The organism is Phocaeicola fibrisolvens (genome assembly GCF_025567125.1).
GTDB lineage: Bacteria > Bacteroidota > Bacteroidia > Bacteroidales > Bacteroidaceae > Phocaeicola > Phocaeicola fibrisolvens.
Window position 1 is genome coordinate 61,202 of sequence record NZ_JAOQJI010000006.1, and the last position, 15,272, is coordinate 76,473.

14 protein-coding genes and 2 tRNA genes are annotated in these 15,272 nt (G+C 41.1%); 8 read left to right on the top strand and 8 right to left on the bottom strand.

All coding sequences use genetic code 11. The features are described from left to right. The first annotated feature begins 17 nt into the window (after positions 1-17). Both OCV81_RS04155 and OCV81_RS04160 read left to right on the top strand, forming a co-directional pair. A complete protein-coding gene (locus OCV81_RS04155; protein WP_148328633.1) occupies positions 18-374 on the top strand; it encodes a heavy-metal-associated domain-containing protein in 357 nt (118 codons plus the stop codon). Positions 375-464: 90 nt separating this feature from the next. Next, positions 465-1,214 (top strand): Cof-type HAD-IIB family hydrolase, encoded by a 750-nt coding sequence (locus tag OCV81_RS04160; protein ID WP_394802513.1) that lies wholly within the window; start codon positions 465-467, stop codon positions 1,212-1,214. Positions 1,215-1,545: 331 nt separating this feature from the next. On the opposite strand, the gene OCV81_RS04165 is transcribed toward OCV81_RS04160, so the two are convergent. Both OCV81_RS04165 and OCV81_RS04170 read right to left on the bottom strand, forming a co-directional pair. After that, a complete protein-coding gene (locus tag OCV81_RS04165; protein ID WP_072541826.1) occupies positions 1,546-2,556 on the bottom strand; it encodes a GGGtGRT protein in 1,011 nt (336 codons plus the stop codon). A gap of 17 nt (positions 2,557-2,573) precedes the next feature. Further along, positions 2,574-3,275, bottom strand: coding sequence for an iron-sulfur cluster assembly scaffold protein (locus OCV81_RS04170; RefSeq protein ID WP_022354280.1), 702 nt, complete (start codon positions 3,273-3,275; stop codon positions 2,574-2,576). A 291-nt stretch (positions 3,276-3,566) separates the two neighbouring features. Here OCV81_RS04170 and OCV81_RS04175 point away from each other — a divergent pair, with 291 nt between their 5' ends. Together OCV81_RS04175 and OCV81_RS04180 are read left to right on the top strand one after the other, a co-directional pair. After that, positions 3,567-4,076 carry a DMP19 family protein gene (locus OCV81_RS04175; RefSeq protein WP_148328637.1) on the top strand — a complete coding sequence of 170 codons (510 nt, stop codon included), beginning with the start codon at positions 3,567-3,569 and terminating at the stop codon, positions 4,074-4,076. Positions 4,077-4,201: 125 nt separating this feature from the next. Then, on the top strand, positions 4,202-4,984 hold the full coding sequence (locus OCV81_RS04180) for a hypothetical protein (RefSeq protein WP_148328639.1): 783 nt from the start codon (positions 4,202-4,204) through the stop codon (positions 4,982-4,984). Between the two features lie 96 nt (positions 4,985-5,080). Here OCV81_RS04180 and OCV81_RS04185 read toward each other — a convergent pair whose 3' ends face one another. From OCV81_RS04185 to OCV81_RS04195, 3 genes are all read right to left on the bottom strand, one after another. Beyond that, positions 5,081-5,737 (bottom strand): HAD family hydrolase, encoded by a 657-nt coding sequence (locus tag OCV81_RS04185; RefSeq protein ID WP_148328641.1) that lies wholly within the window; start codon positions 5,735-5,737, stop codon positions 5,081-5,083. Beyond that, positions 5,734-6,114, bottom strand: coding sequence for a dihydroneopterin aldolase (gene folB / locus OCV81_RS04190; RefSeq protein ID WP_148328643.1), 381 nt, complete (start codon positions 6,112-6,114; stop codon positions 5,734-5,736). Before folB ends, OCV81_RS04185 begins: the two co-directional genes overlap by 4 nt. Before the next feature lie 119 nt (positions 6,115-6,233). Further along, a complete protein-coding gene (locus tag OCV81_RS04195) occupies positions 6,234-8,774 on the bottom strand; it encodes an adenosylcobalamin-dependent ribonucleoside-diphosphate reductase (RefSeq protein ID WP_148328645.1) in 2,541 nt (846 codons plus the stop codon). Between the two features lie 320 nt (positions 8,775-9,094). On the opposite strand from OCV81_RS04195, the gene OCV81_RS04200 reads away from it, so the two are divergent. Further along, positions 9,095-9,835, top strand: a complete 741-nt coding sequence (locus tag OCV81_RS04200; RefSeq protein WP_148328647.1) for an NADPH-dependent oxidoreductase — start codon at positions 9,095-9,097, stop codon at positions 9,833-9,835. A 49-nt stretch (positions 9,836-9,884) separates the two neighbouring features. Here the strand turns inward: OCV81_RS04200 and dnaA are convergent, their stop codons facing one another. The 3 genes from dnaA to OCV81_RS04215 all read right to left on the bottom strand — a co-directional run bounded on the left by dnaA (position 9,885) and on the right by OCV81_RS04215 (position 13,817). Then, positions 9,885-11,300, bottom strand: a complete 1,416-nt coding sequence (dnaA, locus tag OCV81_RS04205) for a chromosomal replication initiator protein DnaA (RefSeq protein WP_148328649.1) — start codon at positions 11,298-11,300, stop codon at positions 9,885-9,887. A 432-nt stretch (positions 11,301-11,732) separates the two neighbouring features. Beyond that, a complete protein-coding gene (locus OCV81_RS04210) occupies positions 11,733-12,620 on the bottom strand; it encodes an MlaD family protein (RefSeq protein WP_148328651.1) in 888 nt (295 codons plus the stop codon). 18 nt (positions 12,621-12,638) lie between these two features. Then, entirely contained in the window at positions 12,639-13,817 is a 1,179-nt protein-coding gene (locus OCV81_RS04215; protein ID WP_148328653.1) for an N-acetylmuramoyl-L-alanine amidase family protein, read from the bottom strand. A gap of 166 nt (positions 13,818-13,983) precedes the next feature. Between OCV81_RS04215 and folD the strand changes: the two genes are divergently transcribed. The 3 genes from folD to OCV81_RS04230 all read left to right on the top strand — a co-directional run bounded on the left by folD (position 13,984) and on the right by OCV81_RS04230 (position 15,132). After that, positions 13,984-14,862 (top strand): bifunctional methylenetetrahydrofolate dehydrogenase/methenyltetrahydrofolate cyclohydrolase FolD, encoded by an 879-nt coding sequence (gene folD / locus OCV81_RS04220; protein ID WP_148328655.1) that lies wholly within the window; start codon positions 13,984-13,986, stop codon positions 14,860-14,862. 88 nt (positions 14,863-14,950) lie between these two features. Further along, positions 14,951-15,024 (top strand) — tRNA-His (locus tag OCV81_RS04225). 34 nt (positions 15,025-15,058) lie between these two features. Further along, a tRNA-His gene (locus OCV81_RS04230) sits at positions 15,059-15,132 on the top strand. The last annotated feature ends 140 nt before the right edge of the window (positions 15,133-15,272 follow it).

A 15,272-nucleotide genomic window follows, 5' to 3' on the forward strand; every position in this document is an offset into this window, starting at 1 on the left:
TTTAAAAATACGAGACAATGAAAACAAAACTGATGACATTCCTTATGCTGATGATGTGGGTTTTCTCTTTCTCCGCATCGGCTAAAAACGTGACAGAGCACAAAAAAGAAAAATCGGAAGTGACTTTCCTGGTATCCATGAAATGTGAAAAATGTCAGAAACGCATTGAAAATACCCTCTCTTTTGAAAAGGGAGTGACTGGTTTGGATGTCAATCTTCCTAAAAAGACGGTGACGATAGAGTATCGTGACGGAAAAACTTCGCCCGAAAAGCTGAAAGAGGCCATTCAAAAGCTGGGATATACCGTGGCTCCTCTTCCTGCTGCTTCAAAGGCAAACAGTCAGCAAGGGGTGCAGGATAAAAAGAAGGATTGAAAAAAGTAATTCTCCTCTGTATGGTTGAAATCTATTTAGCGAAAAGATAAAGTATGATAAAAGCATTGTTTTTTTGACATCGACGGCACTTTGCTCAGCTTTCAGACCCACCGGATACCTGATTCTACGGTACAGGCTATCCGGCAGGCGAAGGAGCTGGGCATCAAAGTGCTCATTTCCACCGGACGCCCGTTCTCCCTCATTAATAATCTGCAGGAAATCAGTGAACTGATAGACGGATACATCACGGTGAATGGTGCGTATTGTTTCATTGGCGAACAGGTGATATCTTGTAGTCCGATTCCAGAAGAAGATGTGCGTACCCTTATCCGGCAGGCCGATGAGATGAACTTCGCCTGTATGGTGGTAGGAGAGAAAGACCTGATAATGTACAACAGTAATGAAAAAGTGGATTATATTTTCCGACAGATGCTGAATGTACATGGCATGAAAGAAAGCCGTTCGCTCGATGCCTTATGGGCACATCCCATTCTCCAGTTGACGCCGGTCATTTCGGAGGAAGAGGAACGGCAAATCATGCCTCGGCTTCCTCATTGCGTATCCAGTCGCTGGTATCCCGATTTTGCCGATATTACGGCACAAGGTACAGATAAAAGTAAAGGACTGAGAGCTGTCATGGATATCCTGGGATTGAAAAAGGAAGAAACGATGGCTTTCGGCGACGGAGGCAACGACATTCCCATCGTCCGGGAAGCCGGAATCGGTGTGGCGATGGGCAATGCGAATGAGTCACTGAAAGCTGTAGCGGATTACGTGACCGCCAGTGTGGAGGAAGAGGGCATCCGGAAAGCCTTGGAGCATTTTGTCTTTCAATCCTGATATTAGTTCCTCAGATTTCCTGATTTTGGAATGGGGTGTTGAAGGGAAAATGGATAAACTTACTGTTTGAAAATGATGAATTGGGCTGCAAAAATCACTCTTTTAAAGCTAAACTAAGCGGTAGTAGACCTGTTTTATGTTTCACTGCAATAGACTTTGGAGAGAACGGATTTCAGCTTATTATAGCCTTGTATTTTCTTTTTGTTTAGTAAGGTTAAACATCATAAGATGAGGCTTTAAAGTGTTTATCAGCTATAATCTATTGCAAATAAAAAAAAACTCCTGCAATCGCTTGGATTACAGGAGTTTATTATATTGAATCAAGTATAAATTACTTATTCAAAGCCAAAGCTACGTTTACAGCGCAAGCTACTGTACATCCTACCATCGGGTTGTTACCGATACCCAGGAATCCCATCATTTCTACGTGAGCAGGAACTGATGAAGAACCCGCAAATTGCGCGTCTGAGTGCATACGGCCCATAGTATCTGTCATACCGTATGAAGCAGGACCTGCAGCCATGTTATCCGGATGAAGTGTACGACCTGTACCACCACCTGAAGCTACTGAGAAGTAAGGCTTACCAGCAAGAACACGTTCTTTCTTGTAAGTACCTGCAACCGGGTGCTGGAAACGAGTCGGGTTAGTAGAGTTACCTGTGATAGATACATCTACATTTTCGTGCCACATGATAGCTACACCTTCACGTACATCGTCTGCACCGTAGCATTTTACTTTTGCACGAGGACCGTCTGAATACGGAGTTTCTTTTACGATGTTCAAATCACCAGTGAAGTAATCGAACTTAGTCTGAACGTAAGTAAATCCGTTGATACGAGAGATAATCATCGCAGCGTCTTTACCCAGACCGTTCAAGATACAGCGCAACGGGTTCTTACGAACTTTGTTGGCCATTTCTGCAATCTTGATAGCACCTTCTGCAGCAGCGAATGATTCGTGGCCTGCCAAGAAAGCGAAGCACTGAGTTTCTTCACGGAGCAGACGAGCTGCCAGGTTACCATGACCCAAACCTACTTTACGGTCATCGGCTACTGAACCCGGAATACAGAAAGCCTGCAAACCGATACCGATTGCTTCTGCAGCGTCAGCAGCGTTCTTGCAACCTTTTTTCAGTGCGATGGCACAACCTACTACGTATGCCCATTTAGCATTCTCGAAGCAGATACCCTGAGTTTCCTGACAAGTCAGATACGGATCAAGGCCGGCTGCGTCACAGATTGCGTTAGCTTCTTCAATGTCTTTGATACCGTTTTCATTCAAAGCAGCCAAAATTTGCTTGATACGACGGTCCTGACTTTCAAACTGTACTGGTCTAATCATAATCTGTATCCTCCTTATTATTCTTTACGTGGGTCAATATATTTAACTGCGCCTTGTTCGGGTTTGAAGCGTCCGTAAGTTCCGGTAACAGCTTTCAATGCTTCGTTAGCATCTACACCCTTCTTGATCTGTTCCATGAATTTACCCATGTGAACAAACTCGTAACCGATTACCTGGTTGTCTTTGTCCAAAGCCATACGAGTGATGTAACCTTCAGTCAATTCCAAGTAACGAGTACCTTTTGCTTTTGTACCATACAGAGTACCAGTCTGGCTGCGGAGTCCTTTACCCAAGTCTTCCAAGCCTGCACCAATCATCAAACCGCCTTCAGAGAAAGCTGACTGAGTACGACCGTAAACAATCTGCAGGAACAATTCACGCATTGCGGTGTTGATGGCATCGCAAACCAAGTCTGTATTCAGTGCTTCCAGAATTGTCTTACCCGGCAGAATTTCAGAAGCCATAGCAGCTGAGTGAGTCATACCTGAGCAACCGATTGTTTCTACCAGACATTCTTCGATTACACCTTCTTTGACGTTCAAAGTCAGTTTACAAGCACCCTGCTGTGGAGCACACCATCCCACACCATGAGTTAAGCCTGAAATGTCTTTGATTTCTTTTGCTTGAATCCATTTTCCTTCTTCAGGAATTGGGGCCGGACCGTGGTTAGGTCCTTTAGCAACACAACACATGTGTTCAACTTCATGTGAATAAATCATATTCTTTACGTTTTATTGGTAATAAAAAATAAGTATTTCGTAAACCACGAATTACGGATTTTCTTCCTTAATCCGTACGCAAAGTTAGTCGTTTTATTTCTTTCTGCAACGTGCGAAACCAAACTTTTTCTTACATTTTAATGATATTTTTTCCAGTTTGGCCTGTTTTGCAAACTCCGCTTGCCAAAATGTTTTTCCTCTTCTGAAAGAATCTTGTATCTTTGTCGCAGATACGGTGACAAGCCGTATGGCAGGTCTACATAAAGATAGGTAACAATTATTAGGTATAGCATGGAAATGAATCAGATTACAGTGTCCGATGCGGATTTGCGCAAAGGGGCGGAAGAAGGAATGGATGCGTTCTTGAAGGTGTTTATCGATAAGTATTTGGAAGTGACGGGGGGAGTGATTAATGGACAAACCATGCCGTTGCTCAACGGCTATCAGCATACGCTGCTGGGATATCACTTTTTCCGGGAGGAAGTGATGGAAGGCGGTTTTGTGCAACTTATCCAGAATGGATACGGACCGTATATCTTTGACAATCCGTTTGCCAAGGCGATGCGTCTGTTTGGGGCAAAGGATTTTTCGAAGTTGATTTATGAAGCTAAGAAGATTTACGATGCGCACCGTGTCGATTTGGAGAAAGACTGTACGGAAGAGGAGTTCATGGCCATGTATGAGCAATATGAGGCGTTCGACGATTTGGAAGAAAAATATATGGAAGACGAAGAACTGATTACGGCGCAGATTGCTGAGTATGTAGATGAGCATGTGGAATATTTTGCTGTTATAGGATAAAATTAAATCTGTTTATTTATGTTAAATTCTTTATGCTTAGTGCAGTATTTTCTATTTGCTTCATTTTAATTTATGAATTTTAAGTCTGATAATATATTTATAAACAACAACAGTAATATAAAGTTATGAAAAAACAAAAATTAGCAGTGGCTTTTGCTGCGTTATTGACGATGGTGGGGTTTAGTTCTTGTTTGAATGGAGATAATGACCCAACGGTATCTCCTCAAGAACTGATGAGAGTAAATGGGGGAACTGGTTTTTATAGTTTTACAAGTGCATACGGTTATACTGTGACTCCATTGAATATGAGTGACTTGAGTAATTTGAGCTTACAGTCCTACGCGATTGTACAATATTCTTATGATTCTTCAGTATTGGAATGGAATGAAGATAAGAAGGTGACGGTTAATAATGTAGTCAGCATTAAGGACGATTTTACTTTCCCGAAGGCTCCTGAGGCTGATGCAGGTAATGCTCCGCTTTATATGATTTCTAGTTCGATGGCTCAGCCGATGTATTTTGATAAATACAACTTATTTATTCCGGTAACTTATTATTATAAAAATTCATCGGATTCTGATGATTTGAAGGCGGAATTGAATTCACATTCTTTTGCGTTGTATTATGATCCGAATGATGCAGAATCTACGGATGGCAAACTGTTGCTTCACTTGCGTCATAAAGTAGCGGATACAGAGGTTCAGAGAAGTGACTATGGTACGGAGTACCGTCATTTTAATATTACTTCAGTTTTGTCATCCTATGCAAGTGCGCATGGGGTTTCAATGCCAGATAAGTTGGTAATTGAATATGAAAGGTCTTCTTCTTCAAGCTATGAGAATAAAACTTCTGAAAAACTTGAAATAAATTATAAATCGGTATTTGAACAGTCAACGGTTAATCAGTAATAAATAAATAGAAAGGCCTTTCCTTGCGGGAGAGGTCTTTCTTGTTTTTGTATCTTCTTTCAACAGGAATAAGGCTTGTATTTGCAATGTCTCAGATTATAGAATCTGTAGAAAACGAGCAATATCCATTGGTTCTTTTGCTAAGTAGTCAGGGTTAAATTCTTGTAGTTCGCTTTGAGGGCGGAATCCCCAGCATACTCCGATAGTTGTTACATCTGCATTGAGTCCAGTTTGCATATCTACTCCGGAATCGCCGATGTAGACTGTTTCTTCTTTGTGTACCTCGGCTAGCTTGATAATTTCCTTTATTACTTGTGGATTGGGTTTGGTCGGGACATTTTCTCGTTGTCCGAATACAGCAGTAAAATGGATATGAGGAAAATATTGTCCGATTAATTTACTGGTTGCTTCCTGGTATTTGTTGGATGCAACAGCTATTTGAAGGTGATGTTGTTGTAGGAGGTTGAGTAATTGCTCAATGCCAGGATAAGGGCGGCTCATGTCGGCATTGTGTAGATTGTAGTATGGGACAAACTTAGATCGGATTCGTAATACGTTCTCTGGGGTTCTATCTTCTTCCGGAAGTGCCCGTTCGAAAAGTTTGTTGATTCCGTTTCCTACAAAAAATCGGTAAGTATCCGTTGAATGAGTAGGGTAGCCATACTGGGTGAGCGCGTAATTGGTTGCGGCTGCCAGATCGGCAATTGTGTTCAGTAAAGTTCCGTCTAAGTCAAAAATAGCAAGTTTTTTCATATTGCGTTAGTTTTGGTAAAAGTCGATTCTACTCCTGTTTCCTGGCAATCAGCTCCCATGGGAGGATTCTGTTTGAATAGGGTAATTTTGATTTCCGTAAGAGTTGGAAAGTCGTGAAACAGTCGTTGGGCGATACGTTGTATGACGTGTTCCAGCAGGCGGGAAGGAATTTGCATTTCTTTTTTTACAGCCTGAAACACTTCAGCATAATTGATGGTGTAAGTTAGGTCATCCATTTGGGATGCACGACTGAAATCGGTTTTCAGTGTCAGGTTGAGAATGTATTCAGCGCCAACTTTGTTTTCTTGAGGGAGTACGCCGTGATATGCATATATTTTCACTCCGTTCAGGTGAATGTACATTTTGCTTTGTTTCATGATGGGAAAGATGTAGGGAAATAAGAGAGGCATGAATCAAGCGTGTTCTGAAAACTCAAAACCATTCACATGATTCATGCCTGAAATTTTTTAGAAATGTTGCTCAAATATCATGAGGTTTATCCGCAGCGGGAAGAACCGCAGGTTTTGCAAATCAAGCAGCCTTCCTGATAAACAAGGGTTTCGTGTCCACAATTTGGACATTTCACTCCTTTGGCCTCAGTTCCGTCTTGTACGTATTTTTTTAAGGCTCTTTCTACACCATTTTTCCAAGTGTTGATATTTTCACTGTCGAGTTGCAGGGAACTAACCAATTTGATTACTTGTTCAATCGGCATTCTCCAACGGAGGACTCCGGAAATCAGTTTGGCATAGTTCCAGTATTCCTTGTTGAATTTTTCAGACAAACCTTCAATGGTCATTTTGTAGCCTCGTTTGTTTTCGAACTGGAAGTCATAGTGCTTGGTTCCATCTTCATCATAGCTTTTGATGATACGTCCGGAAGTAACAGACTTCGGTAGTACGATACCTTCTTCATCATCCTGAAGACCTGTAAAGATTTCGTAGGGTCTTCCATCCAATAGTCCGACGAAGGCTACCCATTTTTCTTTGTTGTTTTGGAAACGGACGACATCAGCTTCCAGCACTTTCGGGCGTACTTCTACTACCTGGGGTGGTTTGCAACGGCACTCTTCTTCTTTATTGTCTTTTTTCTTGGTGGAAATCAAGACTCCAGCGCGTGAACCGTCGCGGTATACTGTACATCCTTTGCATCCAGAACGCCATGCTTCTACGTACAACTGGTTGACGAGGTCTTCACTAACGTTGTTAGGCAAATTGATGGTGACACTGATAGAATGGTCTACCCATTTTTGGATGCGGCCTTGCATTTTCACTTTCATCAGCCAGTCTACATCATTTGACGTAGCCTTGTAATAAGGTGACTTAGCTACCAAGGCATCAATTTCTTCTTGAGTATAACGCTTGTCGGGGTCATAGCCATTGACTTTCATCCAGGTGAGGAATTTGTGATGGAATACTACATATTCTTCAAATGCATCTCCTGTTTCATCAACAAAGTCGACGTGTACATTTGCATCATTTGGATTGACCTTACGGCGGCGTTTGTATACTGGCATGAAGACCGGTTCAATACCCGATGTGGTTTGTGTCATTAAACTGGTAGTTCCTGTTGGAGCGATGGTCAGACAAGCAATGTTTCTTCGACCATATTTTTTCATTTCTTCATACAACTGTGGATCAGCATCCTTCAGACGGTTGATGAATGGGTTGTTCTTTTCACGTTCTGCATCGTATATTTCGAAAGCTCCACGTTCCTTAGCCATGTTTACTGAGGAACGGTAGGCCTCCAATGCAATGGTTTTATGTACCTTTTCGGAGAATTCTGTGGCTTCCTCAGTACCGTAGCGCAGTCCCATGGCAGCCAGCATGTCGCCTTCTGCTGTAATACCTACTCCTGTACGACGTCCCAAGCCTGATTTGTGATATATCTTCTCCCACAAGTGACGTTCCGTTCCTTTCACTTCCATGCTTTCTGGATCGGAGTCAATTTTTTCAAAAATACGTTTAATCTTTTCTAGCTCGAGATCGATGATGTCGTCCATGATACGCTGGGCCAGTGCTACATGTTTTTTAAACAGTTCGAAATCGAAATAAGCTTCTGGAGTAAAAGGATTTACTACGTAAGAATAAAGGTTGATTGCCAGTAGACGGCAGGAGTCGTACGGGCATAAAGGAATTTCTCCACATGGATTTGTAGAAACCGTGCGGAATCCTAAATCGGCATAGCAGTCGGGTACAGATTCACGGATGATGGTATCCCAGAACAATACGCCAGGCTCGGCTGATTTCCATGCATTATGTACAATTTTCTTCCATAAAGAAGAGGCATCGATTTCTTTGGAAACCATTGGGTTGGGAGAATCGATGGGGTATTGTTGTGTGTAAGGCATACCTTCTATGGCAGCTTGCATGAATTCATCGTCCAGTTTTACAGATACATTGGCTCCTGTTACCTTTCCTTCGGTCATTTTAGCGTCAATGAAAGCTTCCGAGTCAGGGTGTTTAATGGATACGGTCAGCATTAATGCGCCACGGCGTCCGTCTTGTGCTACTTCACGGGTCGAATTGGAATAACGTTCCATGAAAGGAACCAATCCAGTTGAAGTCAAGGCTGAGTTTTTTACTGGGGACCCCTTCGGACGGATGTGAGATAAGTCGTGCCCTACACCTCCCCGTCGTTTCATCAGTTGTACTTGTTCTTCATCGATACGGATAATAGCTCCGTAAGAGTCTGCATTTCCGTCCAGTCCGATAACGAAACAGTTGGAAAGAGAAGCTACCTGATAATTGTTCCCAATTCCAGTCATAGGGCTTCCCTGAGGAATGATGTACTTGAAGTGATCAAGTAGTTCGAAAAGTTCCTGAGCACTGATAGCATTAGGATATTTTGCCTCGATACGGGCTACCTCATTGGCGATACGCCAATGCATATCCTCTGGAGATTTTTCATAGATATTTCCAAATGAGTCTTTTACTGCGTATTTGTTTACCCAAACACGTGCGGCTAGTTCATCTCCTTTGAAATACTCCAATGAAGCATTATATGCTTCATCGTAGCTATACGTCTTCTTTTCCACGGTTGTTTATATATGAATAAGTTTGTTTTCAATAAAATTTAATTTGTAGAATTCGCTTTATTTCAAACAAACCGCTGCAAAGCTAAAGATGTTTTTTTAATTGGCAAAATAAAAGTGAAAGAAGTTATTAACAATCTTGATGGTTTTCAGAAATAAAATTTTATATATTTGTTTTTCAGTTAATTATGACTTTTGTTTTATCGAAAAGTTTTCCAAAACGGAAAACTTTTCGATTGGGCGTATATTTCTTATATATAAAAAGGCTGTGGATTTTCGAAGATTCTTTTTACCTTTGTTTGGTATTCATTAAAGCCGATATTATGGAATCTATAAAAAACAGACGGACAATCCGTAAGTATAAGCAGGAGGATATACCTGCCAGTTTGTTGAATGAGTTATTGGAAGAGTCTTTTCGTGCTTCCACAATGGGAAATATGCAGTTGTATAGTGTAATTGTAACGAAAGATGCTGCAATGAAGGCTCGATTGGCTCCAGCGCATTTTAATCAACCAATGGTGACTTCTGCTCCAGTGGTTCTTACTTTTTGTGCTGATTTCAACCGTTTCTGTAAATGGTGTGAACAGCGAAAGGCTGTACCGGGTTATAATAACTTTATATCTTTCTTAAACGCTGCTTCTGATACGTTGTTGGTAACGCAGAATTTCTGTACTTTAGCAGAGGAGAAAGGTTTAGGAATTTGTTATTTGGGGACTACAATCTACAACCCGGACCAAATTATTGATATTTTGAAACTTCCGAAATTGGTTGTGCCTGTAGCAACCATTACAGTCGGTTATCCGGATGAATGTCCTCCTCAGCCTGATCGTTTACCTGTTCAGGGAATTGTTCATGAAGAAACATACCATGATTATACATCTCTGGAAATAGATAAACTTTATTCATACAAAGAAAATCTGCCGGAGAACAAACATTTTGTGGAGATTAACCACACTGAGACTTTGGCACAGATTTTTACTGACATTCGTTATAAGAAGTCGGATAATGAGTTTATGTCGGAGGGATTAAAGAAAGTTTTGAAGCGTCAGGGGTTTGACGATTGATAATCGATGAGATAATAAAAAAGGCGGTTTAATTAAACCGCCTTTTTTATTATCTCATCCGAAGACTTGCCTCAATTTCTTCAATTTCTGCTTTAAATGATTTATCAACATCTACCTGATCCTTGACAATTTTGCAAGCATGAAGCACGGTTGCGTGATCTTTGTTGCCAATCAACTGCCCGATCTTGGAAGAAGATGTGTCGGTATGTTTTTTGGCTAAGTACATGGCTACCTGGCGTACTTGTACTACTTCCCGTTTGCGGGTTTTAGTATGAATTGCTGTTTCATCAATTTTGTAGTGTTCGCATACTTTGACGATGATATCGTTTATCGTCATCGGTTTGCTTTCCGCGCACTTGACAGCTTTTCTTACGATTCGTTGAGCCAGTTCCAGGTCTATTTCGCGTTTGAATAAAATAGATTGTGCCAGCAAGGAGTTGACGATACCTTCTAGTTCTCGTACGCTTTCATTTACATTTTCAGCAATGTAGCTGATGACTGATTCAGGAATAACCAGTCCGTCACGTTTGATTTTGTTGCGTAGAATGTTTTTTCGCAGTTCAATATCCGGTTTTTCCAACTCAGCTACCAGCCCCCATTTGAAACGGGTCAGCAGTCGGTCTTCCATGCCTTGTAGCATAACGGGAGCACGGTCGGAAGTCAAGATAAGTTGCTTTCCGTTCTGGTGCAGATGATTGAAGATATGGAAGAATGTATTTTGGGTTTTGGTGACTCCTGCAAATTCTTGGATGTCATCAATGATTAATACATCAATTGTTTGATAGAAACTGATAAAATCATTGAAATGATTTGTACGTACAGAGTCAGTGTATTGTACTTGAAACAGATGTGCTGATACATACAATACACGTTTTTCCGGATACAATTCTTTGATGCGCGTTCCGATAGCGTTGATCAGGTGAGTCTTTCCTACTCCAGAAGGACCATAAATGAACAACGGGTTAAAGGTACGTGCAGGATTTTGGGCCACAGTTTCAGCTACAGTTCTAGAAAACTCATTACTATTTCCTTTGATGAAATTTTCAAAGTTGTAGTTGGGATTCAAATGGGGATCCAAATCTTGCGGAGCTGCTGCTTGTAAAGGATTGGGCGTCTTGTTTCCATTATAGACGGGTGCCTGTTCCGGAAGAGCAGAGGAACGTTTGGTTCCTTCTATATTGACAGTTATATGGTTTGTCTTATCTGTCAGGATGGAATACATCAACTCCGTGCCTTCACCTATTTCCTTATAGATGGCGGCGCGTAGCAACCCCACGTATTTTTCTTCCAGATATTCATAGAAGAAAGGACTGGGGACGCCGATCGTCAATGCCTTTTCTGTATCCTCATATTTTAAAGGTACGATAGGCTCAAACCATGTTTTAAAAGCTGTAGCGTTTACGTTGTCTTTGATAAAAGCCAGGCAACGATTCCATAGCGCAACAGCTTGGTTATGTTCAATCATACGTGCGTTGTTATTAATAAAGCGAAACTTCTACGTTTGCAAATTTCGTAATGAAATTTCAGAAAAACAAATGCCTTTTTCCTTGCTTTTTATTTTCGGAATTTAAGGGGTTGATAAATAGGTTGTTACGAAGTTGTTAAATATTTGATAAAAAGAAATGCTCTTGTGTATCTATAATATTTTATTTATCAGAATTTTGCGTGAACAGTTCTTTTTTTCTTGTCTTTCCTCTTCTGATTCCTTTTGCTTCGTTATCAGTGTATTACAGTGTTTTTATACAACCCTTTTAAAATTGTGTGTTATTTAGATTGCTTCTATATAAGACAAATGGAATGTCCAAGACTTTGAAGCAGATGATGATTTTGTCTGATACCTCAACAGGAGAGATATCGTCTGGTTTGATGTCTCTCCTGTTGAAGTGAAAATATTTTTTTATTTGTCTTTTTTGCCGAACAGTGAGAAGTGTACATACCGTTTGGGATGTTCCTGCAAGTCTTTCAGTAGAGAGGCTGCATTGGCAGAAGTCGCATTTAAGTTCTGGTATAATTCATCATCGTTTAGTAGGAGGCCGATTGAATTGTCTTTGCTGTTTAGTTTGGTGGTTAATATATGCACACTTAGCAAAGTTGAATCCACTTTTTGAAAGGTAGAAGCATAGTCAATACCTTTCAGATTTTCACTGATACCTTTCAGGTTTTCCGTAATGGCAGTTACATTGCTGGTTAATTGTGGAATATCTTTGCTCATCAGTCCATGTAATTGTGTGCTGGTGGCATTAAGAGAAGCTGTTAGTTGCTCTGCATTATGCAAGGTATTCTTTAAGGAAGGATCTGCCAATAGCTGGTTTAGTGACCCCAGTATAGAATCCAATTTGGGCATCATGCGTTCTATTTGAGGAAGCAGGTCTTTTTCAGCTTTTCCTAAGATTCCGTTGTTGGCTGTTCCTTCAATAGTATCTCCTGGAGTCAAGTATGTGGTAGATTCATGTTGCAGTAACATGTTCATCTTTACCGTACCAAGCATTTCTGTGACCAGTTCGGCCTTGCTTCCGGTAGGGATACGCATATCTTGGTCGACTTCAATTCCTACCACAACATGTCCAGGTTTGTTGTAATTGTATTGTAGGTCGCGTACGATACCTATTTTATAACCGTTGGCAAATACCGGACTTGATTGAGCCAGTCCGTTTACATCGGTGAAATCTACATAATAATAGCTTTCAGGTTTGAACATGCTGATTCCTTTTAAGTAATTGATACCAAAAAAGAGAATCAGCAATGCACCGATTCCTGCTAATCCGATTTTTACTTCTTTTTTCATATATGTTTTTTCTTATTGTTATCTATTGTTTTTAAATTCTCGTATGGCTTGGTTGATGTTCATTTTTACTCCATCTTTAAAAGCGATAATGAAGGCATCCTTAAATTTGCTGTCTATTTTGTTTCGCTTCAGGCGTAGAATTTTATTGTAGTTGGTATCTTCTCCATAGGTGTATTTGATGATACCGTTTTCCTTGTAGCTGTCTACTGGAGTAAGACCTTTAAACAGCCTGCTTTTGGCAGGAAGCTGGCGGTCGGAAGTCAATATTTGTATTTTGAATACGGGCTTTCCGGAAGAAGTGGCAGTTACATCCTTTTGGAGGTTTTGTTCTTTTGAGAGAGCCCTTGTTTGGGAAAATTCACTTGAGGCTTCAATTGGCATGGCTGCACTTTCTGTAACCGTTGGATGGTTCCCGAGGGTCTTTCCTGATTTGTAAGTCAGGAATGCTTGATAAATGCTTCGGGCAAGTGTGGCACTTCCTTGTTCAGAAAGTAGAAAGGATTCTTCCGAAGGATTCGTTATATACCCCAGTTCAATCAGTACGCTAGGCATTGAAGTGGCGCGTAATACCAGGAATCCAGCCTGGTGCACGCCCTTGTCTGTCCGATTGGCATTTCTGAATTGTCGTTGTACTGCTGTAGCAAAACTGACGCTTTGTGCCATGTTTTTGTCTTGCAGAAATTCAAAGATGATATAACTTTCAGACGAATTGGGGTTAAATCCGGCATATTGTTGTTTATAGTCGTCCTCGATGAGGATTACGGCATTTTCTTTTTTGGCAACTTCTAAGTTTTCTTGGGTACGGTGAAGTCCCAGTGTATATGTTTCTGTGCCGCGGACTTTACTATTTCTGGCAGCCAAGGAATTGGTATGGATTGAAATAAAAAGATCTGCTTTGGCATCGTTGGCAATTTCCGCTCTGCGGTGCAAAGGAACGAATATGTCTTTTTCACGTGTGTAGATAACTTTTGTATCCGGGCAGTTCTGCTTGATAAGCCTACCCAGTTTTAGTGCCACGCTGAGGTTGATATTTTTCTCTTTGCCTCTTTTCCCGATGGCGCCGGGGTCATGTCCACCGTGTCCGGCATCGATTACTACGATGAAAGAATTTTCTGCAGCATGGATTTTTTGTGGCAGAATGAAGGCGAACAAGCAGCCGGTGATAATGAATAGTATGTTGAATATTTTAGTTTGCATAATTAAAATAACGTGACAAAGTTAATATTTTTTCGCCTATTAACTTCTTGTTGATGTAAGAATTCTTCTTTAGCTGTAATAATTGCTAGAAAAACCGAAAAATAAGCAGGTCTTTTCTTTGAAAATCGTTACATTTGTGCAACTTGTTAAACAGAAAGGAATATTTATGACGCTGATTGATGGAAAAGCTGTTTCTGAGAAGGTGAAACAGGAAATAGCAGCTGAAGTTGCCGATATTGTGGCAAAAGGAGGGAAACGTCCTCACTTGGCTGCAATTTTGGTCGGACACGACGGAGGGAGTGAAACTTATGTGGCGGCTAAGGTAAAGGCTTGTGAAGTGTGCGGGTTTAAATCCACTTTGATTCGTTACGAATCGGATGTGACCGAGGAAGAACTACTGACAAAAGTGCGTGAACTGAATGAGGATGACGATGTGGACGGATTCATCGTACAGCTTCCGTTGCCTCCTCATATCTCTGAACAGAAGGTAATAGAAACCATTGATTATCGTAAGGATGTGGATGGTTTCCACCCTATTAATGTGGGGCGTTTGTCTATCGGACTTCCTTGTTATATTTCGGCTACTCCGAATGGGATTATGGAGTTGTTGCGACGCTATCAGATTGAAACGCGTGGAAAGAAATGTGTTATTTTGGGGCGGAGCAACATTGTTGGAAAACCGATGGCTATGTTAATGATGCAGAAAGCCTGTCCGGGTGATGCGACGGTGACTGTCTGTCACAGTCGGAGCAAGGATCTGGTCAGAGAATGCAGGGAAGCAGATATCCTGATTGCAGCAATGGGGCAACCTAATTTTGTGAAAGCCGATATGGTGAAAGAAGGTGCGGTAGTAATTGACGTGGGTACTACGCGTGTACCCGATGCTTCCAAAAAGTCGGGCTTTAAACTTACCGGCGATGTGAAGTTTGATGAAGTGGCTCCTAAATGTTCTTACATTACGCCAGTTCCTGGTGGAGTAGGTCCGATGACCATTGTTTCTTTGATGAAGAATACGTTGTTGGCGGGTAAAAAGGCGATATATTGAGATTTTGGAAGATTTTTTCGAAGAAATGTTTGCAATTTCGAAAAAATCCTCTACCTTTGCAATCGCTTTTGAAAAGGAAGCCAACATGGTGACTATAGTTCAGTTGGTTAGAGCGTCAGATTGTGGTTCTGAATGTCGTGGGTTCGAGTCCCACTAGTCACCCTTTCTTCAGAAGCAGTTTTTTTATACCAACATGGTGACTATAGTTCAGTTGGTTAGAGCGTCAGATTGTGGTTCTGAATGTCGTGGGTTCGAGTCCCACTAGTCACCCGGAAAAGAGGTTTTGCATCACGATGCAGAACCTCTTTTTATTTTGTATCTGTTCTTTTTTAGTGCTTTAGTACGATGAAATTATAAAAAAGCGCTATCAGACCTTCACAGGCTGGATAGCGCAAGCTACAATACAAAAT